16 protein-coding genes and 1 pseudogene are annotated in these 20,599 nt (G+C 68.5%); 10 read left to right on the top strand and 7 right to left on the bottom strand.

Annotated elements, in window-relative coordinates:
• Window positions 1-6: 6 nt before the first annotated feature.
• Genes OZ403_RS14770 through OZ403_RS14755 form a run of 4 tightly spaced genes read left to right on the top strand, consistent with a single transcriptional unit; the run spans window position 7 to window position 5,434 of the window.
• Window positions 7-1,506 carry a hypothetical protein gene (locus tag OZ403_RS14770; RefSeq protein WP_268784469.1) on the top strand — a complete coding sequence of 500 codons (1,500 nt, stop codon included), beginning with the start codon at window positions 7-9 and terminating at the stop codon, window positions 1,504-1,506.
• A 50-nt stretch (window positions 1,507-1,556) separates the two neighbouring features.
• Entirely contained in the window at window positions 1,557-2,912 is a 1,356-nt protein-coding gene (locus OZ403_RS14765; RefSeq protein ID WP_140790490.1) for a WGR domain-containing protein, read from the top strand.
• A 29-nt stretch (window positions 2,913-2,941) separates the two neighbouring features.
• Complete coding sequence (locus OZ403_RS14760) at window positions 2,942-4,291, top strand: WGR domain-containing protein (protein ID WP_268784468.1); 1,350 nt, start codon at window positions 2,942-2,944, stop codon at window positions 4,289-4,291.
• A 9-nt stretch (window positions 4,292-4,300) separates the two neighbouring features.
• Window positions 4,301-5,434 carry an STM4014 family protein gene (locus OZ403_RS14755; protein ID WP_268784467.1) on the top strand — a complete coding sequence of 378 codons (1,134 nt, stop codon included), beginning with the start codon at window positions 4,301-4,303 and terminating at the stop codon, window positions 5,432-5,434.
• 10 nt (window positions 5,435-5,444) lie between these two features.
• Here the strand turns inward: OZ403_RS14755 and OZ403_RS14750 are convergent, their stop codons facing one another.
• The 6 genes and pseudogenes from OZ403_RS14750 to OZ403_RS14720 all read right to left on the bottom strand — a co-directional run bounded on the left by OZ403_RS14750 (window position 5,445) and on the right by OZ403_RS14720 (window position 12,800).
• Window positions 5,445-6,332, bottom strand: coding sequence for an STM4011 family radical SAM protein (locus OZ403_RS14750; RefSeq protein ID WP_140854231.1), 888 nt, complete (start codon window positions 6,330-6,332; stop codon window positions 5,445-5,447).
• Window positions 6,329-7,644: pseudogene (locus OZ403_RS39465) on the bottom strand (STM4012 family radical SAM protein). Before OZ403_RS39465 ends, OZ403_RS14750 begins: the two are co-directional and overlap by 4 nt.
• 11 nt (window positions 7,645-7,655) lie before the next feature.
• The gene (locus tag OZ403_RS14735) at window positions 7,656-8,450 is read right to left on the bottom strand and encodes an STM4013/SEN3800 family hydrolase (RefSeq protein ID WP_174258773.1); all 795 of its coding nucleotides are present in this window, start codon (window positions 8,448-8,450) and stop codon (window positions 7,656-7,658) included.
• Window positions 8,441-9,124, bottom strand: a complete 684-nt coding sequence (locus OZ403_RS14730) for an HAD family hydrolase (RefSeq protein ID WP_140790478.1) — start codon at window positions 9,122-9,124, stop codon at window positions 8,441-8,443. Before OZ403_RS14730 ends, OZ403_RS14735 begins: the two co-directional genes overlap by 10 nt.
• Window positions 9,125-9,289: 165 nt before the next feature.
• Window positions 9,290-10,435 (bottom strand): LOG family protein, encoded by a 1,146-nt coding sequence (locus OZ403_RS14725; protein WP_268784464.1) that lies wholly within the window; start codon window positions 10,433-10,435, stop codon window positions 9,290-9,292.
• A gap of 94 nt (window positions 10,436-10,529) precedes the next feature.
• A complete protein-coding gene (locus OZ403_RS14720) occupies window positions 10,530-12,800 on the bottom strand; it encodes an ATP-binding protein (protein ID WP_268784463.1) in 2,271 nt (756 codons plus the stop codon).
• A gap of 489 nt (window positions 12,801-13,289) precedes the next feature.
• On the opposite strand from OZ403_RS14720, the gene OZ403_RS14715 reads away from it, so the two are divergent.
• From OZ403_RS14715 to OZ403_RS14690, 6 genes are all read left to right on the top strand, one after another.
• Complete coding sequence (locus tag OZ403_RS14715; RefSeq protein ID WP_268784462.1) at window positions 13,290-14,588, top strand: heparin lyase I family protein; 1,299 nt, start codon at window positions 13,290-13,292, stop codon at window positions 14,586-14,588.
• 87 nt (window positions 14,589-14,675) lie between these two features.
• Window positions 14,676-14,993, top strand: a complete 318-nt coding sequence (locus OZ403_RS14710; RefSeq protein ID WP_140790471.1) for an antibiotic biosynthesis monooxygenase — start codon at window positions 14,676-14,678, stop codon at window positions 14,991-14,993.
• Window positions 14,987-16,168, top strand: coding sequence for an iron-containing alcohol dehydrogenase (locus OZ403_RS14705; protein ID WP_268784461.1), 1,182 nt, complete (start codon window positions 14,987-14,989; stop codon window positions 16,166-16,168). Before OZ403_RS14710 ends, OZ403_RS14705 begins: the two co-directional genes overlap by 7 nt.
• Before the next feature lie 1,091 nt (window positions 16,169-17,259).
• On the top strand, window positions 17,260-18,417 hold the full coding sequence (locus OZ403_RS14700) for an IS4 family transposase (protein ID WP_268784460.1): 1,158 nt from the start codon (window positions 17,260-17,262) through the stop codon (window positions 18,415-18,417).
• Between the two features lie 24 nt (window positions 18,418-18,441).
• Window positions 18,442-18,708: a DUF4150 domain-containing protein gene (locus OZ403_RS14695; RefSeq protein WP_442929811.1), complete on the top strand. Its 267-nt coding sequence runs from the start codon at window positions 18,442-18,444 to the stop codon at window positions 18,706-18,708.
• Between the two features lie 8 nt (window positions 18,709-18,716).
• Window positions 18,717-19,121, top strand: a complete 405-nt coding sequence (locus OZ403_RS14690) for a hypothetical protein (protein ID WP_140874616.1) — start codon at window positions 18,717-18,719, stop codon at window positions 19,119-19,121.
• Here the strand turns inward: OZ403_RS14690 and OZ403_RS14685 are convergent.
• Complete coding sequence (locus OZ403_RS14685) at window positions 19,078-20,505, bottom strand: ISKra4 family transposase (protein WP_268784459.1); 1,428 nt, start codon at window positions 20,503-20,505, stop codon at window positions 19,078-19,080. The genes OZ403_RS14690 and OZ403_RS14685 overlap by 44 nt on opposite strands.
• Between the last annotated feature and the right edge of the window lie 94 nt (window positions 20,506-20,599).

Raw genomic sequence — 20,599 nt, 5'->3', positions numbered from 1 at the left:
TCGCGGATGAGCACGGAGCTGAGAAGCCCCCAGGATACGGAGCGCTGGCTGTGCGCGGGGCTGTGCCTGATACGGCACGAGGACCTCACGGCCGACGCGTTGACCTCGGCCGTGCCGTGGCTCCTCGCCACGCTCGCGGAATCACCCGCCCTGCCCCCACCCGCGCTGATCGCGGACCTCGGCCGACTCGTCGCGGGAGTTCCACTCGCGCCCTCCGCGCCCGTTCCCGACACACAGCCTCGGCTGCGCGCGGCGGTGCGCGCGTATGACGACCACGTGCTGGCGCGCCTGGCCGCGGAGCCCCACCTGGAGGCGGTCTCCGCCGCCCTCGCACGGCTGCCCGAGACGCTCCGGCCGCGAGGTGTCGCCTTCCTCGTCTCGCGCATCCTGACCCGCATGGGCTTCACCGCGGGAAGCCCGGTGAGCCCCGCCCTGGCCCGGCGCGTCCTGGAGCGCCCGACCACGGAGTTGCTCCAGGCGGGCTACACGGCCCTGCGCGAGTCAGGAACCAGCACCGCGCTGGACCGGCTCACGGAAGGCTACGAAGCCCTGGCGAGCGCGGCCCGGCGCGCCCATGCCCTGCTCGGCGACGCGGAGTCCTTCACCCTGGAGAACCTGGAACACCTCCAGGGCAAGGCCCAGCGGATGGCACTGGAGCAGGCCGTGGAGGCGGCGGAGGCCCTATCGCGAACCCTGCCGCCCAAGCTCCGCGCCCGCCCGGTGAGCACCGCGCCGCTCCCCATGGTGTTGGAGGACGAGGCCGCCTTCCCACAAGGTGGCTTCTCCTCCGTGTCCAACGTCGGCAGCCTGGAGAACCTCGTCACCTCCGAGCTGGTCTACATGGAGGACGAGCCCAACCTCGACCTCTTCGACGTGCGCTATGTGGAGGGCGAACTCCTCTACTACACGCGCGACGAGAGCATCTCCGTCCGCCGCCGGCGCGTCATCACCTTCGTCCTGCCGCCGGACCTCGTGGATGCGCGCGTGAAGGACGCGGGGGTCCGCTGGCAGCGTGTCGTGGTCTCGATGGGCCTGCTGCTCTGCCTCGTGCGGCGGCTTTCCCTCTGGCTGGGCAGCGAGGAACTCCACTTCCGCGCCGTCTTCCTGCACGCCCATGACGGCTCGGCGCCCCTGGAGGCTGAACGAGGCCTCTGCGAGCTGCTGCTGCGCGAGTGGCGCGCCCGTGGCACGGCGGAGGTCCTCACCGCCGCCACGCTCGACGAGGTCCTGACGGATGCGGAAGAGCGTGCGAAGCGCGCGCGGGTGGACCTGGTGCTCCTCGACACAAGCAGTCAAGTCGAGAAGATGTTCCATCCCGGCGCCTCCCGCGTCGAACGGCACGTGCTCGACCTCAGCGGCCCCTCCCCTCGCGTGCGAACCATCCGTGACAAGCGAGAAGACCTGGATTCTCGAAATCCGGAGTCACCGATGAGCGCCGCCCTCACCAGCGCGCATTGGGAGGCGTGGGTGGGCGTAACGCTTGAGCTTGCGCAAGGGCTTCTCTAGCGTCCGGCTCACAACGCGCCCCACCCGGCGCAACGGACGAAGGACGGGCCATGCCGCGGTACGAGTTCAAGGAAGGCAGCTCCAGCAAGTTCTGGGAAATCAACCTCTCCGGCAACAGCTTCACCGCGCGATGGGGCCGCATCGGCACCGACGGCCAGGAGAAGACCCAGACCTTCGGCTCTCCCGACGAGGCCCAGAAGGAGCACGACAAGCTCGTCCGCGAGAAGGAGAAGAAGGGCTACGTCCTGGCCGGCAAGGGAGATGACGACGACTCCGAAGGCGGTGGCGGTGAAGAGCCCGCCTCCAACCCGGAGCTGGAGGCCGCCATCCTCAAGGACCCGGACAACGTGGACGCGTACCTCGTCTACAGCGACTGGCTCCAGGGCCAAGGCGACCCGCGCGGCGAGCTCATCGCCATCCAGCACGCGGCCTCCCAGGCCAGCGGCACGGAGGCCAGCGACCTGAAGCGCAAAGCCACCGCGCACATCAAGAAGTACCAGACGCTGCTGCTCGGCGAACTGGCCGCAGGGGTGAAGTCGGAGGAGCTGTCCCTGGAGTGGCACCTGGGATTCATCCGCTCCGCGCGCGTGGGCCAGAAGGAATACGACTCTGACTTCAACGTCCCGGAGACGGCCGGGACGCTGCTCAAGCACCCCTCGGCGCGCTTCATCCGCGGCCTCACCATCGGCATGGCGAGCTTCGACGGTGAGAACGAATACGGTGAGACCGTCCAGGCGCTCGTCGAGGCCGGGGGCTCGAAGACGATTCAGGAGCTCTTCATCGGTGACTTCGAGTACCCGGACGACACCGAGATTTCCTGGACGCACCTGACCGACATCTCCGCCCTGCTCAAGGTGCTGCCCGACCTGCGCAAGCTGCGGCTGCGCGGCGGTGAGTTGGAGCTGGGCGCCATCGACCTGCCCGAGCTGCGCGAGTTCACGGTGGAGACGGGCGGCCTGCCGCTGGCGGCCGTCAAGTCCATCGCCAACGCGAAGTGGCCGAAGCTGGAGCGCCTGGAGGTGTGGTTCGGCAGCGACAACTACGGCGCGGAGGGCGGCGTGGAGGACATCCAGCCCATCCTCGACGGCAAGGGCCTGCCGAACCTCAAGCAGTTGGGCCTGCGCAACTCCGAGTTCACGGACGCGCTCGCCCAGGCGCTGCCCACCGCGAAGGTGCTCCCGCAGTTGGAGACGCTGGACATCTCCATGGGCACCCTGTCCGACGAGGGCGCGCGCGCCTTGGCGGACAAGGCGGCGGCCTTCGCCCACCTCAAGCAGCTCGACGTCACGGAGAACACGCTGACGGACGAAGGCCAGTCGCTGCTGCCCAAGGCGATTCCCCACGCCAACGTGGGCAACCAGCGCGACTACGAAGAGGAGTACCGCTACTCCGCGGTGGGCGAGTAGCGTCGCAGCGCACTCCAGGGGGTCAAACCATGCCGCGCTTCGAGTACACGGAAGGCACTTCGAGCAAGTTCTGGGAAATCGAACGGAAGGACACCGTCGTCACCACCCGCTGGGGCCGCATCGGCACGGAGGGCCAGGAGAAGACCCAGAAGTTCAAGCAGGCGTATGAAGCGCTGCAGGCGTACCAGAAGCAGGTCCTGGAGAAGACGAAGAAGGGGTACACGCGCATCAAGCCGAAGGACACGGCGCCCGCGGCCAAGTCGAACCCGGAGCTGGAGGCCGCCATCCTCCAGGCTCCGGATTCTGACGACGGCTACCTCGTCTACGCCGACTGGCTCCAGGGCCAGGGCGACCCGCGCGGCGAGCTGATTGCCCTCCAGCACGCGCAGCGACAGGCCCAGGGCGCGGAGGCCACCAGCCTCAAGCGGAAGGTCGCGGCCCTGTACAAGAAGCACCAGGGAGCACTGCTGGGCGTGGGCCTCACGTCGATGCTCGGCGAGAAGGCCCTGACACTGGAGTGGCACCTGGGCTTCATCCGTGGCGCGCGCGTCGCGGCGCCGGGGTACGATTCGGACGCCGACTTCGACGTCGTCGAGACACTGACGATGCTGCTGCGCAGCCCCTCCGCGCGGTTCCTCCAGGAGCTGACGCTCGGCCTGCCGGACAACGACGGTGACAACGAGTACGGCGACCTCATCAAGGTCATCACCAAGCTGGCGCCAAAGACGCTTCAGCGGCTGTTCATCGGTGACTTCGTCTTCCCGGACGAGTCGGAGATCTCCTGGGTCAAGCTGGGGAACCTCGCGCCCCTGCTCAAGGCCCTGCCCCACCTCACCACCTTGAGGCTGCGTGGCGGAGACGTGCGTCTGGGGCCGGTGGAGCTGCCGGAGCTGCGTCGCTTCACGATGGAGTCGGGCGGCCTTCCTCGGCCCGCGGTGCAGTCCATCGCCAGTGCGAAGTGGCCGAAGCTGGAGCAGTTGGAAGTCTGGTTCGGCAGCGAGGAGTACGGCGGACGGTGCCGCCCGAGCGACATCCAGTCCATCCTCGATGCCACGGGGCTGCCGAACCTGAAGCATCTGGGACTGTGCAACGCGGCTTTCTCCGACGAGCTCGCGACCGTGCTGCCGAAGGCCAAGGTGCTGAAGCAGTTGGAGTCACTGGACTTGTCGAAGGGCACGCTGATGGACTCCGACGCGGCGGTCCTGGTGGCGAACGCGGCGGCGTTCAAGCACCTCAAGAAGCTGGACGTGTCGCAGAACCAGCTCACGCGCAAAGGAGTGAAGCTGCTGGCCTCCTTGTGCCCGGACGTGGCGACGGGGAACCAACGCGACATCTACGACGATGACGAAGGCGGCCGCTACGTCGCGGTAAGCGAGTAGTCCGGCATCATGGGCGCGCCTCCGTTCATCCTCATCGGCAACCCGGAGAACCGGCGCGTCACGTTGTTCCAGGAGGCCCTCGCCAGACAGAGGCTTCCCCCGGCGCACGTCGTCCCCTGGCGTGAGCTGCTGGCGTCGCCGGGGCTCCTGGCGGACCTGCCGGACTCGGAGGCGTTCGTCCGCATCGATTCCACGGGCGAAAACTGGGACGTGGAGAAAGCCCTGCTCAAGCGGGGCTACGCGGACGCAGTGGGCCATGGCTGTTCCGTCCTGACGCCAGAGCAGGTGGACCGCCTGCCCGTGGACCACGGCCGGATTCTCAGCCCCCGGCAACACCACCTGGGCTTCCTGCGAGTCCTGGCGGAGCTGGAGTCCAGCTTCGCGGCGCATCCCCGCTGGCGCATCCTCCAGAAGCCCTCCGCCATCGCGGACCTCTTCGACAAGCGCATCACCTCCCGCCGCTACGCCGCCCTGGGCGTGCCGGTTCCCGAGCCGCTGGACGGTGTCACGGACGTGGAATCACTCCGCGAACGGATGGAGGCGGAGGACTGCCGCGAGGTGTTCGTGAAGGTGTCGTGTGGCTCCTCCGCGTCGTGTCTCGCCATCTACCGGCGAGGGCGCTCGGTGGACACGCTGACCACCACCATCGAGGTGGCGAAGACGGGTTGGTACAACTCGCTGAAGGTTCGCCGCGTCGAGAACCCCGAGCAGGTGGATGAAATCCTCACGTATCTGCTGGGTGAGGGCTCACAGGTGGAGCGCTCGATTCCCAAGGCGCGGCTGGGCGGCGATTACTTCGACTGCCGGGTGCTGATGGTCCGAGGCGAACCGGCCTTCACGGTGGTGCGGCAGAGCATGCGGCCCATCACCAACCTGCACCTGGGCGGATGGCGGGGCGACTTGGACGACTTCCACGCGGCGGTGCCACGGAACGAGCTCGCGGATGCCATGGAGAGCTGCCGCACAGTGGCGCGGGCCCATGACTGCCTACACGTGGGCATCGACCTCATGTACGAGGAGCACTTCACCGGGCACCGCGTGCTGGAAGCCAATGCCTTCGGGGACCTGCTCCCCAACCTCCGCCGCGACGGGCTCACCGTCTACGAGTGGGAGATTCAAGAAGCCGTGCGTCAGCTTCCGTGACGTTCGCACCTCACGCTGCCGGGAATCGCTCCAGCGACTTCCACAGGGGCGTGGCCGGGACGCGCTCCAGGATGCCGGAGCCGAAGACCCGGTCCAGCTCCAGGTACTCCAGGTGCACGTACCCGATATGACAACCACAGGTCTGCTTCGCGCAGGGCCGGGGTCTCAGCGCGGAGTCGAAGTCCGGCGCGTAGATGTTGCCAATCGCCTCCTCGATGAAGTGACACCGCCGCGCAGTGCCCTCGCCGTCCACGGAGATGACGGACTCCCCGCCCCGGCATGCGCGGCCCAGGCTCGGGTGGCGCGTGTTGTTCACCGGGAAGAGCGGGTCCAAGCGCGTGAAGCGCGCCACATCCTCCGCCGTATACGGCTCCTCCTGCCCGTCCTTCACCGCGTTGATCCACAGGTAGGTGTCCGCGGGCAGCTCGGCACGGAGCGTCTCGGCCTCCTCCGTGAAGCGCAGGAAGCCCACGACGCCCACGCTGTGCCGCACGCCCAGCTCGGTCAGCTTCGCGCACTGGGCCACGAAGCGGTGCCGCTTGGTCCACTCCGGATGGTACGTGGCCCAGATGCCCAGCTTGTCCGCGCGCGCCTGGGCCACCCAGTCCAGCTTGCAGGACAGGTTCGTCTGGATGGCCAACCGCTCCACGTGCGGCAGGTGGGACAGGCGCGCCAGCGCCTCTTGATACCAGGGCCAGATGAGCGCCTCGCCCCACGGCGTGAAGAACACCGACACCGTGTCCTGCGTACGCGCCTCCACCCACGCGACGAATCGCTCCAGGTCCGCGCGGTCCTTGGCCAGCTCCTCGTCGGTGTGCTTCCACTTGCCGAAGGGGCAGTACTCGCAACCATAGTTGCAGCTGGACAGCGGGCCCCGATAGAGCACGGTGAGCTTCATCGCCAGGCGTACTCCTTCATCATCGCCTGCACCTGGTCGGAGTGCAGCCAGGGGCCAATCAGGTCGGAGCGCTCCACGCCCGCCGCGGTGAGCTGCACCACCCCACTGTTCTTCCGCGCCAGTCCGTGCGCCTCCAGCTCCTCCAGCTCCGGGAAGTCCTCCAGCGCATCGGTGCAGAAGCGCTGCCGGTACACGGCGAGGTCCACGCCGTCCGCCAGCAGAGACAACAGCATGTAACGGCGGCGCCGCTCCTCGGAGTCCAGACGGAAGCCGTAGCCCACCTCACCGAACGACGCCTCGGTCCGCGCGATGTACGATGAGATGATGGAGCGCACCTCGCGAGAGCCCACCGCGTACTCGGACGAGTAATGCACCCGGCCCGTGTACGAGCGCGCCCCGCAGCCCAGCCCCACCATGCCGTCCTCCTGGCAGCGATACACCGGACCACCCGCGTCCGGCGCATGGCTCGCGCGGAACATCCGCATGGAGACCTGCGTGTAGCCCTCCGACAGGAGGAAGTCGCGGCCCACGCGATAGAGCGAAAGGCGCAGGTCGTCCCAGGCCCGCGCCTTCTTGCCCAGGAAGGTCAGCGGCCGGACGTAGAGCGGGTAGAGATAAATCTCCTCGGCGAGTAACGGAGCGCCGTGCGCAGCGAGTAGAGGAAGCTCTCCGCCGTCTGCCCCTCCATGCCGTAGATGAGGTCCAGGTTCAGCGTGGGGAAGCCCGTGGAGCGGATGAGGTCCAGCGCGGCCTCCACCTGCGCCGTCTTCTGGGGCCGCTTCACCGCGGCCACTTCCGCCTCGATGAAACTCTGGATGCCCATGCTCACCCGGTCCGTGCCGCGCGAGCGCAACACCTGGAGCTTCTGCGCGTCCACCGTCTCCGGCGACACCTCCACGGACACGGGGATGTTCTTCATGTCCGCGCCCATGACGCCTTCGGCCATGTCGAACACGGTGTTCAACCCCGCCACGTCCAGCAGCGTCGGCGTGCCGCCGCCAATGGCGGCCCGGGCGAAGCTCGCCGTCCCCAGCGCCTCCTTCACCCGCTTCGTCTCGCGCACCAGCGCGCCCAGGTACCCGTCCACCACGTCCTGCTTCGGCCCGGCGGCGGTGAAGAGGTTGCAGAAGCCGCAGCGCATCTCGCAGAAGGGCACGTGGATGTAGAGGAACAGCGCGTCCCGCCGCTCCTCCGCCCAGACGGACTCCAGCGGGAGCGCGGGCGTGAAGGGCCGGTAGGCCGTCTTGTGCGGGTAGCCGTAGAGGTACGCCACGTAGGGCGACCCTTCGAGCATCTGCTCCAGACGCGTCATGGTGCGGTTTCTCAAGGTAGCAGGAATTCAGCGTAGGGCACCGTCCACACCACGGGGTGGGCCAGGCGATGGCCGGTGAAGCCGTCCTCGCCGTAGGTGGTGCCATGGTCCGAGCAGACGATGCAGAAGGCGGGCCCCCGGCGCCGCAGGGCGGCGAACAACGGCGGGAGCTGCGAGTCCACGTACGCCAATGCCGCGGCGTGCGACTCGCGCGAGTCCTGGGTGGCGCCGGGCACATAATGCCGGTTCGGCTGATGCAGCGCCGACACGTTGATGAAGAGGAAGACGCGCTGCTCACGCGGCAGCGCCTCCAGCCGCTGGACGGCCAGCGCCACCTGGTGCTCGGTGGACCGAGCGTCCGTCACGCCCAACTCGGAGCTCCAGTGGCTCTCCGCGAAGAGCCCGGGGAGCACGTTGCCCAGCGGATTGCGCTTGTTGAAGAAGCCCACGCCGCCAATGCAGACGGTGTGGTACCCGCGGCCCGCCAGCCCCGTGACGAGGTCCGGCGCGTCCAGCACGCAGGTGTCCGAGGCCGTCGTCTCGCTGCCCTCGAAGCGCATCGAGAACAACCGGGGATGTAGACCCGGCGTCGCGGGCGTGGGCAGGAAGCCCGCGAAGAAGGCGTGGTGCGCAGCGTACGTGAAGCTCGCGGGAGAGTGCCGCTGCTCCCACTGGCCTCCAGGCAGCAGCGCGGAGAGGTTCGGCGTGCGCCCCTGGGCCGCGAGCGCCTCGGCGACGTCGAAGCGCAGGGTGTCCAGGGTGATGAAGAGCAGGTCGTGCGTGCCGACCACCGCGTTCATGTCCATCGCTTGAGCACTCCGGCGATGTCGTCGAGGCGCGAAGGGATGCACTCCACCGTGAACATGGGCGGCGGCAGCGCGGAGGGCCACGGCCGGCCGTGAGACACCCAGCAAGTGGCCATTCCCAGCCGCGCGGCGCCCACGACGTCCCGCTCCGGGTCGTCTCCCACGTGCAGCACCTCTTCCGGCGAACGTCCGACGTGGGCCAGCGCGGCCTCGAAGATGCGGGCATCCGGCTTCGAAGCGCCTACCTCACCGGAGAGGAAGACATCCGGCAGCACCTCCGCGAGCCCCGCGCGGGCCAGCTTCGTGCGCTGCACCCGCGCCGAGCCATTGGACACCACCGCCACCGGCCGGCAACGGGCCACGGAGGCCACCCAATCACAGACGCCCGCGTCCTCCTGGACGAGCAGAGGCAGGCGCGACGCCATGTCCTCCCAGAGCGCGTCTGGCGTGAGGCCCAGGCATGGGTACGCCTTCGTCACCTGCTGACAGAACGCGCTCCGGGACGCGCCGCCACGCCCATCCACCTCGTGCATCCAGACCACGGCTTCGGCACGCCGAGCCTCGGGGAGCAACGACAAGTAACGGGAAACGAGCGTGTCCACGTAGCGCGTGAAGGCGCCCGCGCGGTCAATCAACGTGTCATCCAAGTCGAAGAAGACGGCCCGGGGCCGCATCCGAGCACTCCTTCCCGAGGCTACGAGGATACGCCGCCCCGGCTGCGTCGAACAGCGACAACGCAGTGGGGCGAGCGCATCCTGTCGGATTCGCCGGGCCCCTACCCTCATGCCTGCCCGTTGGAAGGCGGGAGACTCGGAGATTCCCGGCGAAACAGCGGGCGTTCAGGGAGACGGGTGCGCCTCGCGGTCATACGCCTCCAGCGCCCGGACGACCTCCTCCTGCGAATCCGTGAGCATGAGGTAGCGCGCATAGTCGTAGCCCTGCGCCAGTTGGTGCAGCAGCGGGTACACGGGCCGGGTGCGCGTCCAGAACTCGGTGCCCAGGAAGATCATGGGGCTGATGACGCCCAGCGAGTTGTAGTGGTTCTGGCACGCGTCCTGGAACACCTCCTGGATGGTGCCCGCGCTGCCGGGTGAGTAGACGATGCCGCCCTTGGCGATGGTCAGCAGACCGTCTTCCCGCACGCTGTTGGCGAAGTACTTCGCGATGTGCGTGGCGAAGGGGTTGGGCGGTTCGTGCCCGTAGTGCCACGTGGGGATGCCCAGGCTGGCGCAGTACGGCTGGTCGTCCTCGCCCAGGGGAAAGGCCCGGCGCACGTCGAAGGCGCGCGAGAGCCACTCGCGGTCGGTGTAGCTGGGCGCCTGCGCGAGCATGGCCAGTCCCGCGTCCAGCTCCGCCTCCGTACGCCGCGCGAACCACGCGCCCACGTGTGTGGCCTCCATTGCGCCTGGACCACCGCCGCTGACCATGAAGAAGCCACGGCGCGCCAGCTCGCGCGCCAGGGAAGCCACCGCGCGATAGTCCGGCTGGCCGCGCTTCATGGAGTGGCCGCCCATGATGGCCACCACCTTGCGCACGCTCCCGGACCGGTACAGCAATCCTTGCATGGCCTCCGTGACCGAGTGGTCGTGGAGCCGCTGCGCCAGCGTCTCCAGCAGCGTGGGAGGACTGCCGCGCCCGTTCGCCGCCCAGTGCGCATAGATGCGCGCATCCGGTGTGTCCGCGTAGGACTCCGGCTGAGCCGGGTCGAAGCCCGCGTACAGCTCCTCCGGCGTGTACAGCGCGCCACGGTAGGGCTGATAGGGCACGCCGGAGATGGGCGGGAACACCATGGCCCCGTGCTCCACGGTGGCCTTCAGCGCATCCTTCTCCAGCTCACAGCCCAGGAAGACGGCGCCCGCGAGTTCGGCGGAGGCCAGCTCCTGGGTGTACCGCCGCAGGTCCAGCCCTTGGATGATGACGTTGGCGAACCCGACGCCCGCCGCGAGGTGCCGCTCGAATGCATCGATGGTCTCGATTTCAATCACGCATGAACAATTTCATGCCTCGCGGCCCTGTGGGTAGCGAGGAGTGCATCTCGTGCCCCAAGCGCTTCCACGCGGGCCCACCGGCCCCGGACACTCAGCGCCGCGCCTCCAGCACCCGCAGGCACGCCTCCGCCTGAAGCAGCTCCAAGCGGGCTCCCGCGGCGGAGGCATCTCTCGCCGCGAGCTGGAGCTGACGTCCGGCCTCCTCCAGCTCGCCCAGTTGCAACTGGGCCCGCCCCAGCACGCACCGGAGCAACGACTGGAGGCGCCGGTCCTCCAGCATGGATGCCAGCTGAAGCCCTCTCAGTGCGTCTTCCTTCGCCAGCTCAGGCGCGCCCGCGCGCGTGTGCAGCAGTGCCAGTCCATGGTGCGTGTAGGCCATGCCCCGGCGGTCTCCCGTGCGTGAATCCAGCTCCAGCGCGAGCTGGAAGAAGTGCGCCGCGCGCTCCCTGTCTCCCGCCCGCGAATACGCGTCGCCCAGGTTCAGCAACGCGGTGGAGTGCTCCCACGTGTCCCCCGCGCGCTCGCTCCAGCGCAGGACCTGGGCGTACTCGGACGCCGCGGCCTCCGGGAATCCCAGCCCGAGCTGCACGCCGCCCAGGGCCCGGTGGAGCAGCGCCTCCACACCCGCCCGCGCGGGGCCGTCTTCCTGGGCTGCCTCCTGCAACTGCTCACGGGCCAGGACAATCCTCGCGCGCGCCTCCTCGAACCGGCCCAGCGCGGACAGCGCCAGCGCGGACAGCGCATCCAGCGACACGGACATCAGCGGCGCCGCGGACAGACAGTCCCGGCGCCCCTCCCTGTCGAGCCCCAGCACCTCCTCGTACCTGCCGAGCGCGAGCACCACCGACGCCCGCTTGAACAGACGCCGGGCCCGGTCCCCCGAGGGAGACGCCAATCCCTCATCATCCAGCGTCCGCGCCGTGTGCCACGCGGCGTCCGCTTCCGCGGGCTCGCCCGCCAGCCGGTGCGCGTCGCCCATGTATTCCCAGAGCCTCCGCCGCCACTCCAGCGCCGCGTCTGGTTTGAGCGCGTTCGCCAGTCCCAACGCGAAGCGATACACAGCCATGGCGGGCCCCGGCTCCAATGCCGCCAGGTTCCAGCCCGCCAGTGATACCAGATAAGGCAGTGCCCGGGAGGACTCCTCCGCTGACAGCCACTGCCGCGTCAACTCCATACAGGCGCGTTGACGCAGCGGCTCCGGAAGGGCCTCATAGGCTTCCGCGGCCCGCCGGTGTGCCGCGGGCAACTCCGCCTCCGGCAGCTCGTCGACGCCCGGGGCGGGCTCCACCGCCCACGTGTACCGGCCTCCCGCGACGGAGCACAGCCAGCCCCCCGTCTCCAGCAGCGCCAGCGGCCCCACCCCACCCGCCAACGCCACCAACACCGCCCGGGGAAACGACGGGCCCAGCACCGACGCCGCCCGCAGCACGTCCCGCTGTGCCGGGGGCAGCAAGGCCTGCCGCGCCGCATGTGCCGCCTCGCCCGTGAGTGGCACCTCCCGCTCCGGCTGCTCCTCGTGCAGGGTCACCGCGTGCAGCAGGTGCAGCGGGTGTCCGGCACTGCCGCGCAGCAGCGCCTCCCGGGCCGCGGGCGTCAGTGTCCCCCGGTTCCGCAACCGGCCCTCCAGCAGCGCCGCGGACTCGGCGGGCCCCAGCCGCCCCACCGTCAGGACTTCCGCCGAGAGAGGCGCTGGCGCCGTGCCGCTGGGGCGTTGGAGCGCCAGCAACAGCAACGGCGTGTGCGACAGCCGCGACACCAGCTCCTCCACCAGCGCATGGCTGAGCGCGTCCCCATGCTGCCAGTCCTCCAGCACCAGCAGGCGCGGACGGCGGTGGGGCATCAGCGCGTGGCACAGGGAGTCGAAGAGGGCGGTGCGCTCGGAGGCGAGGCTCGCCGGAATGCCCTGGCGCTCGCGGCCTTCCAGGAAGCGCTGGATTCGCTCCGCGTCCGCGCTGGACACGCGGCCCGTCCCGGCGGGAGGGCTGAGCGCCCGCGTGGCGTCCAGCAGCTCCCGGAAGATGCCCGCGGGTGCGCCCGGCAACTCCAGGCCACTGCCTTCCCAGATTTCGAAGCCATCCGAGGCCAGGCGCTCCACGAAGGCGTCCTTGACGCGCGTCTTGCCCATCCCCGCTTCACCCATCAACCACACCGCCCGTCCCAACCCGCGCCGCACGTCCTCCGCCAGCCCCATCAGCCGCTTCAGCACGGCGACGCGGCCCACCAGCGGCGGGTGGCACAACCCTGGCGCCCATCGGCGGACCGGCGCGTCCCGGGGCACCCCCGCCGCGCTCCGCGGACACGCCAGTACGCCTCCCAGGAAACGCGCCCCACACGCAACGCACGAGCCCGAAGCCGGGTTCATGGCCACCTCCCTGAAGGATGACGCTGTGTGAGTCGAGCGCCGGTCCTTCGCGTCGCCAGTACGACCCGGGGTGTTGTAGCGCCGGCACGCACCTCGCGCCTCCGGCCGCCAGGGGGGTGGGACTGTTCGCTCCCCACCGCACACCCCCGACTCGCGTCGCAGTGCACTCCGGCGCCCACCCAGGCCCGCAGTGCATCGAAAGCCTCACGCCCAGCGCGTTTCCAGTGCCCGCATCGCGCAATGACAAACAATTCCAATCACGCCAGATGAAACAGCAACAAGGTACGCCCCGGCCGGCGCCTGGAGAGCAAGCAGGCACGAAATCGCGTGTTGAATACGAAATACTTTTGGCGGATGCTCGTTGAGCGTTCGACACGGCAATCACTCGCCGTGACCTTGGAGAAGCCCACCTAGCAAAGCCAAGCACCCCGCCCGTCCCCCACGGCGCGGACTCACCCTTCGTCTGTCTTTAGTTCCCAGAGAGCCCCCATGAAGAAGACCCTCCTGCTGGTTGGAACGCTGCTCGGTATGAGCGGCACGGGCTGTGGCGCCCCGGAAGATGTCTCCCCTGAATCCGACGCGTCCCCCATTGAATTCGATGCCCTCGACAGCCAGGCGGTCAGTGCCGCGGCGCTGACCACGACGGGCTGCACCCAGCTGACGGCCCGGTCGGTGATTTCCAACGGCCATGACGGAAACGTTCCGGCCAATACCATGGATTCCAATCTGGGCACCCGGTGGAGCCGCCTCGGCAAGGGCTCCTGGATTGACTACGATTTGGGCTCCATCCAAAAGGTTTCCGGCGTCTCCGTCGCGTGGCATGAGGGCAACACCCGCGCGAATGATTTCTCCGTCTCAGTCTCACCGGATGGCTATACCTATACACAGGTCTATTCGGGCAAGAGCAGCGGCAAGACGACCGCCGCGGAGACGTACAGCTTCTCCACCATCAATACGCGGCGCGTCCGCGTCACGTTCCAGGGCAACAACCTGAATGAGTGGGCCAGCATCGCCGAGGCGCGTGCCTGCTCGTCCACGTCGTCGACGGTGCCGCCCACCGACCCCACCCCGGAGCCGAACCCCGACCCGGAGCAGCCCCAGCCGGGCAACGGCGCCAGCGTGGTGTGGGTCGGTGACTTCGAGACCAACAGCCGCTCGCAGTGGAGCAGCACGCAGATGGTGAGCGCGGACCGATTGGCGCTGGTGAGCTCGCCCGCGCGGCAGGGCCGCTACGCCCTCAAGGCCACGGTTCGCAAGGGCGACGACCCCATCAACGCGAGCGGCAACCGCAACGAGCTGGTGCGCATGACGCGCGAGGCCACGGGCTCCGAGTACTACTACCGCTTCAGCACCATGTTCGACTCGAGCTTCCCCAGCGCGAAGACGTGGCAGCTCTTCACCCAGTGGCACCACGAGGGCAACTCGGGTTCGCCGCCGGTGGAGTTCTACGTCTACGGCGAGGAGATTCGCCTCAACATCGGCGGCAACCCGGGCACCATCGTCTGGCGCACGCCGCTGGTTCGCGGCCGTTGGCTGGACTTCATCTTCCACGTGAAGTGGTCGCCGGACTCGAAGGTGGGCTTCGTGGAGCTGTACCTCGACGGCAAGGTCGTGATGCCCAAGCGCTTCATCGCCACCCAGTACAAGGGCCAGCTCAACTACCTGAAGGTCGGCCTGTACCGGAATGACACCGTCAGCCCCGTGGGCATCGTCTACCACGACGGGTGGACCATGGCCCGCAAGCTGGAAGACGTCATCAGCCCGACGACGGTCCTCAAGGCCCCGTAGCCACTGACGGGCAGCCAACACCCCTGCCCCCTCCCGGGCCGGAGGCCGCATCCCCACGCGGCCCCGGCCCGGAGTAGTTTCCGGGGCATGTCCCACAGCCTCCTCGTCGTTCACGTCCAGGTCCACGTCAAGCCGGAGCACGTGGACGCCTTCCACCAGGCCACGCTCGCCAATGCGCGCGAAAGCGTGAAGGAGCCTGGCATTGCCCGCTTCGACGTCATGCAGGACGCCGAGGACCCCACGCGCTTCGTGCTGGTGGAGGCGTACCGGACGCCCCAGGCCCCCGCCGCGCACAAGGAGACGGCGCACTACCTCACCTGGCGCGACACCGTGGCGCCGATGATGGCGGAGCCCCGCACCAGTCGGAAGTTCGCCAACCGCTTCCCCGACGACGCCGGGTGGTGACGGACGTGAGCGCCTCTTCCTCGTTCGAGTTCGCCACCGCCACCCGCGTCCTCTTCGGCCCGGGCCGCCTGGCCGAAGCGCCAGAGGCCATTCGCGGCCTCGGGGGCTCCCGGGTGCTGCTCGTCACCGGCGCCAATCCCACACGCGCACGGCCCCTCCAGGACGCGTTGGAGCGTCTGGGACTGGGGGTGACTGTCTTTTCCGTGGACGGCGAGCCCACGGTGGAGCGAGCCCGCGAAGGCACCGCGCGCATCGCGGAAGCGGGCTGTGACGCGGTGGTGGCCCTGGGCGGAGGCAGCGCGCTGGACGCGGGCAAGGCCATTGCCGCGCTCGCCGCCAATGGGGGCGACCCGCTGGACTACCTGGAAGTCATTGGCCGGGGCCAGCCGCTCACCCGCCCGTCCCTGCCCTTCATGGCCATCCCCACCACGGCCGGCACCGGCTCCGAGGTGACGCGCAACGCGGTGCTTGGCTCGAAGGACGCGAAGGTGAAGGCCAGCCTGCGCAGTCCGCACATGTTGCCGCGCGTGGCGCTGGTGGACCCGGACCTGCTCTCCGGGGCTCCCGCCGCGGTGCTGGCGTCCAGTGGCATGGATGCGCTGTCGCAGCTCATCGAGCCCTTCCTCTCCGCGCGCGCCAACCCACTGACGGACGCGCTGGCGCGCGAGGGACTGCGAAGGTCGGCCCGCTCGCTGCGGCGCGCGGTGCTGGACGGCGCGGATGCGCCCGCGCGCGAGGACCTGGCCCTGGCCAGTCTCTTCGGCGGCCTGTGTCTGGCCAATGCCGGCCTGGGCGCGGTGCACGGCTTCGCCGCGCCCGTGGGTGGCATGTTCGACGCGCCCCACGGCGCGGTGTGCGCGGCACTGCTGCCCGCGGTGCTGGACGTCAACCTGCGCGCGCTGCGGGCCCGTGCGCCAACGCATCCGTCACTGCCCCGGGTGCAGGAGCTGGCGGTGCTGCTGACGGGAAGGGCCGATGCCCGGGCCGAGGACGCCGTCGCGTGGGTAGACGAACTGCGCGCGGCGCTGGGCGTGCCGGGACTGGGCCGCTACGGGCTGACGGAGGCCCAGGTGCCCGCGCTGGTGACGAAGGCCAAGGGGGCCAGCAGCATGAAGGCCAACCCCCTGGTGCTGACCGACGCGGAGCTGGCGGAAATCGCCAGCCGGTCGCGCTAAGCAGACGGAAGACACTTCGGCCGATGGTGCCGTGCAGCTCGCTCGGCACCATCCGGCACCTCCGTGCGAACATCCTCATGAGGCCTCATGTCGTGCCACGCACGACGGGGGCCCGTGGCACCGTAAGACCACGGGCCGTCCACGAGACGCTCACCTTTTCTGCCGACTCGCAGGAGGAATGACCATCATGCGCCCGATGGCGCCGTCCCGCAGAGCAAAACATTAGCATCCAATACAAAACATACACCCTGCACACACAGACACCCGCCCTCACCTTGCTGCAGACCCGTACGGCGCGCGCGGTCCTGGTTGGAGGCATCGACAGCCATGTGGACGCCGGAGTGCTCGGTATGCTGGACCAGGAGGGACGGGTTCATGCGGAGGAGGTTTTGGATGGCTTCGTGCCAGGCGAAGGCGCTGGGTTTCTCTTGCTGTCCTCGCAGAGAACCCTCCCGAACTCCACGGCCATTGCCTATGTGTCATCTCCGGGCCTGGGAGAGGAACAGGGACATCGGTATAGCGAAAAGCCATACCTGGGCGATGGACTGGCAGATGCAGTCCGCGCTGCGGTCGAGGGGGCCTCTGGCCTTCCGGTTCGAACCGTGTTCGCGAGCCTGAACGGCGAGAGCTTCGGGGCAAAAGAATGGGGCGTGGCCTTCATCCGCAACCGAGAGGTCCTGCACCCGGAACTGCGCATGGAGCACCCCGCGGATTGCTTCGGAGACCTCGGGGCGGCGACTGGCCCGGTCCTCGTTGGACTCGCGGCGCTCGGACTGAAGAGAGGCCACTTGCCCGGACCATGCCTTGCTTGGTGTTCTTCAGAAACTGCTCCGCGCGCCGCCACCCTCGTGAGCAGTGAACCCATGCCGTCATAGGGGCAGCGCCAATGGCAAGTTCGGTCTTCGTCAATTTCCGAGGCGTGGTGCATCAGGGAAGCGGAGGCATGAACACGGTCTTCCCCGACGTATGCAAGACGCCAACGCCCTCCGGGCCCGTCCCTGAGCGATCCCCTCATTTCAGCGAGCTGCTCACCAGCCGCCTGCCAGCCGGCTCCGTGCGAGGTGGGGTGGTGGGAGGCAGAAGGAGAGGCCATGCTGGTACGCAAGGTGGCCATCAACGAAGAGCAGGTGCGGACGTTCCTGTCGAACTTGTTTGAGGAGGACCTGCACGCCAAGCGGGTGTTGTCGCTGTCGCACGCGACGTTGGGCGTGGTGCACGCGGCCTCCTTGTCGGTGCACGCCATTGGCCAAGCGCTGGCATGGGCACGGGGCGGCGTGCAGAAGCACGGCATCAAGCAGGTGGACCGGCTGCTGTCCAACGAAGCCGTGGACGTGTGGAAGTTGGCGGCCGCATGGGTGCCGTACGTGCTGGCCGAGCGCGACGAGGCGCTGGTGGCGCTGGACTGGACGGACTTCGACGCCGATGACCACACCAGCCTGGTGGCCAGCCTCGTCACCTCGCATGGGCGCGCCACGCCCTTGTTGTGGCTGACGCTTCAGAAGAGCGCCCTGGCGGGCAACCGGGCCCAGGCGGAGGATGAGCTGCTGCTGCGGCTCAAGGAGTGCGTGCCCGACGGGGTGAAGGTGACGGTGCTGGCGGACCGGGGCTTCGCGGACCAGCGGCTGTACGCCCTCTTGGCGCAAGCGGGCTTCGAGTACGTGGTGCGTTTTCGCAAGAACGTGCAGGTGGAGGTAGCCGGCGGCTCGCGGTGTCCGGCGGTCGAGTGGATGCCCACCAGCGGGCACGCGAAGAAGCTGACGAATGTGCACGTCACGGCGGAGCGGATGCCGGTGCCGGCGGTGGTGCTGGTGCACCAGAAGGGCATGAAGGAGCCGTGGTGTCTGGCCACCAGCCTGGGCAGTGCCAGCGCGCGCCAGGTGGTGGACCTCTACTCCCGACGCTTCTCGTGTGAGGAGACGTTCAGGGACGTCAAGGATTTGAGATTCGGCATGGGGCTGTCCGCGGTGCGCGTGAAGAGTCCCGAGCGGCGCGACAGGCTGCTGCTGGTGAGCGCACTGGCTCAGGTCCTGCTGACACTGCTGGGCGCCGCAGGAGAGAGCCTTGGCATGGAGAAGGGATTGAAGGCCAACACGGCCAAGACGCGCACCTACTCACTCTTCCGTCAGGGCTGCATGTATTACCAGGCCATCCCCATGATGAGGGAGGAGCGACTGCTTCCGCTCGTCGAGCGCTTCGCCGAACTCCTTCACCGCCACCCCGTCTTCCAGGAAACTCTCGGCTTCATATGAGGGGATGGCTCAGGGCCCGTCCCCATTCCCTACCCGAAAATTGGCAAGTCCAGCGATACGGCGAAGGGCCCCAAATCCGTCGTGGTCGAGGGGAAAATGCCAATGGTCAAGGGCGCGAAGTACAGCCTCACCGCGGGCGACGAAGCCGGTTCCGCAGGGGGCGTCGTGAGTGGCTCGACCAAGGGCGAGGCGGAATTCATGCTCTATTCCTTCGACGTGAAGTTCGAAGGCAAGAACGTGTGTCGCATGGGTGCCCCCCTCTTCCACAACAAGAAGAACATCATGGGTTGAGGCTCACCATGCCCAATCAGTTCGATGGTGCCACCGGGATTGCCGCGAAGCAGGCCGACGAGGAAAAGGCCCCGGACAAGAAGAAGTGCAAGTGGTCCAACTGCGAGGGACACGAGAAGGACCTCGACTCGGAGTACAATCCAAAGGGAACGGGGAACGTGTCGCGCCAGGGCCAAAAGCTACGGGATACCCTGCACGGGAAGAACCTGGAGCCATGGGCCAAGGGAGGTCATGGCGAGACCAACGTTCGCAAGATGTACCTAGACCAGCGCAAGGATGGCACCATCACGCTCAAGGCGGAGACCCATCCCTATCGGGTCGAGGCCCATCACATCTTGCCTGTTGAGCAGGGTGTAGCTCCCATCCTGATCAAGCTGCGCGCCGCACCTCGGCCCTCTGCGGTGCAAGCGTGAGGTGCATGGCTGCGTCCCACCGTTCGGAGAGCACCAGGGCGCGCAAGTCCAGGATGTGCTGGCCGGACGCCTCCTTCCAGCGGGCGCCGGGGCGCTTCATGCGCAGGGAGACGAGAGACTTGCAGGTGGCCTCCACGTTGCCGCTGCCAATGGGAAGTCCCCGTGCGCGTGCCTCGGCATAGTGCATTCGCTCGCCGTGGTTCTCCAGGTAGGTGAGGGCCTCGTGCACCGGCTGGCAGTCACCGAGGACGACATGCCGCTTGCCGCTGGCGTGCAACGTCATGGCAATGGTCCACGACGCTCCGGGCGTGTTGAGCAGGGACAGCTTCCACTTCTCACGCAGCGCGGAGGCCTTCTCCTCCCCAGCCACCACGCGCGCCGCACTCCCAAGCTTCTCCATCAGGTGCCAGAAGTCCACCAAGCGCGCCGGCTTCTTGGCCGCGGGGGCGTGGGTGGCCAGCGCCTCGTCCAGCAGGGCGTGCAACTCAGGAGCGCCATCGGTGAGGACGACGACGGACAGGCCGCGCCGTCTGGAAACCAGGGCCTGGACGTCGCGGGCCAGGCGCTCGGCCACCTCGCGGGCCTCGCCCCGCGGCATCCGCCCGTAGCGCAGGGTGCCCAGCGCTTCGCCGTGGGCGTCGTGGAAGGTGAGGCAGGCCGCGTAGGCCATGCGCCAGACGACGTCCACCGGGCGCGTGGGGGCGCCCTTGCGAGGGTGGCCCACTGGCCGCCGCTTCGGCTCCTCCATCGGCACGGCCACCCTGTCCATGCTGACGCTCACGCCGCGAGTGCCTCGGGGCACTCTCAGCTCCCGGGCCAGCGCAGCCTCCACCCGAGGCCGCTGGCCGCCATACAGCGCTCCCACCGCATGCCCCACCCGCTCGAAGGAGGCTCGGCAATACGGCAGCACACCCACCTGACGCGCCGTCGCTTCTGCCTCCCGCGAAGTGCCTCGCGCCAGCAGGTACGCCATGGGCACCGCCGCCTCCGGTAACCAGCCGTCAGCCACGCACCCGGCTTGGGCGCTGACGGTGTCCACCGTGGGGCCATTGCGCTCGCCCACCCGCCGGTAGAGGCTTCTCTCTATTTCGACGGGCCCTTGCCGCGTCTTGTACGTTGCCGGGTACCGTCCGACTCGCACGTAGGACTGGCCTTCGATGAGGACTCGCGCCGCGTCGAGGTCGAGCCCTCGAAGCAACCTCCGCTTCATCAACCGCTCCGTTTGTTCCGCTCCGGCATTCACCTCCTGCCATGCGGCGTCGAACGCGGCCAGGTCCCCTCTGCTCGCGCCCTCCACCCCTCGGTGGGCGCGCTTCAGCGTCTCCTCCAGCGCCTTGACGCTGTCCTCGAATCCTTCCGGCACTTCGATGGTCACCTTTGGCATCGTTGGATGTCCTCCAGTGGCACAACCCACCAGTGGCCTCGCATGCTGCCGACCATCAGGCCTCCGGTGGTCCCCTTGCCTGTCAGCTCGCTCG

The organism is Myxococcus sp. NMCA1, assembly GCF_026810205.1.
Classification (GTDB): domain Bacteria; phylum Myxococcota; class Myxococcia; order Myxococcales; family Myxococcaceae; genus Myxococcus; species Myxococcus xanthus_A.
The sequence above is the reverse complement of the archived record's forward strand: the minus strand, read 5'-3'. Positions and strand labels throughout refer to the sequence as shown.

What these genes read in the sequence shown, in the direction of transcription:
- OZ403_RS14760 (WP_268784468.1), top strand. Translation starts at nt 2,942, where the DNA reads ATGCCGCGCTTCGAGTACACGGAAGGCACTTCGAGCAAGTTCTGGGAA.
- OZ403_RS14735 (WP_174258773.1), bottom strand. Translation starts at nt 8,450, where the DNA reads ATGGACATGAACGCGGTGGTCGGCACGCACGACCTGCTCTTCATCACC.
- OZ403_RS14765 (WP_140790490.1), top strand. Translation starts at nt 1,557, where the DNA reads ATGCCGCGGTACGAGTTCAAGGAAGGCAGCTCCAGCAAGTTCTGGGAA.
- OZ403_RS14700 (WP_268784460.1), top strand. Translation starts at nt 17,260, where the DNA reads ATGCTGGTACGCAAGGTGGCCATCAACGAAGAGCAGGTGCGGACGTTC.
- OZ403_RS14715 (WP_268784462.1), top strand. Translation starts at nt 13,290, where the DNA reads ATGAAGAAGACCCTCCTGCTGGTTGGAACGCTGCTCGGTATGAGCGGC.
- OZ403_RS14710 (WP_140790471.1), top strand. Translation starts at nt 14,676, where the DNA reads ATGTCCCACAGCCTCCTCGTCGTTCACGTCCAGGTCCACGTCAAGCCG.
- OZ403_RS14685 (WP_268784459.1), bottom strand. Translation starts at nt 20,505, where the DNA reads ATGCCAAAGGTGACCATCGAAGTGCCGGAAGGATTCGAGGACAGCGTC.
- OZ403_RS14750 (WP_140854231.1), bottom strand. Translation starts at nt 6,332, where the DNA reads ATGAAGCTCACCGTGCTCTATCGGGGCCCGCTGTCCAGCTGCAACTAT.
- OZ403_RS14690 (WP_140874616.1), top strand. Translation starts at nt 18,717, where the DNA reads ATGCCCAATCAGTTCGATGGTGCCACCGGGATTGCCGCGAAGCAGGCC.
- OZ403_RS14730 (WP_140790478.1), bottom strand. Translation starts at nt 9,124, where the DNA reads ATGCGGCCCCGGGCCGTCTTCTTCGACTTGGATGACACGTTGATTGAC.
- OZ403_RS14720 (WP_268784463.1), bottom strand. Translation starts at nt 12,800, where the DNA reads ATGAACCCGGCTTCGGGCTCGTGCGTTGCGTGTGGGGCGCGTTTCCTG.
- OZ403_RS14770 (WP_268784469.1), top strand. Translation starts at nt 7, where the DNA reads ATGAGCACGGAGCTGAGAAGCCCCCAGGATACGGAGCGCTGGCTGTGC.
- OZ403_RS14755 (WP_268784467.1), top strand. Translation starts at nt 4,301, where the DNA reads ATGGGCGCGCCTCCGTTCATCCTCATCGGCAACCCGGAGAACCGGCGC.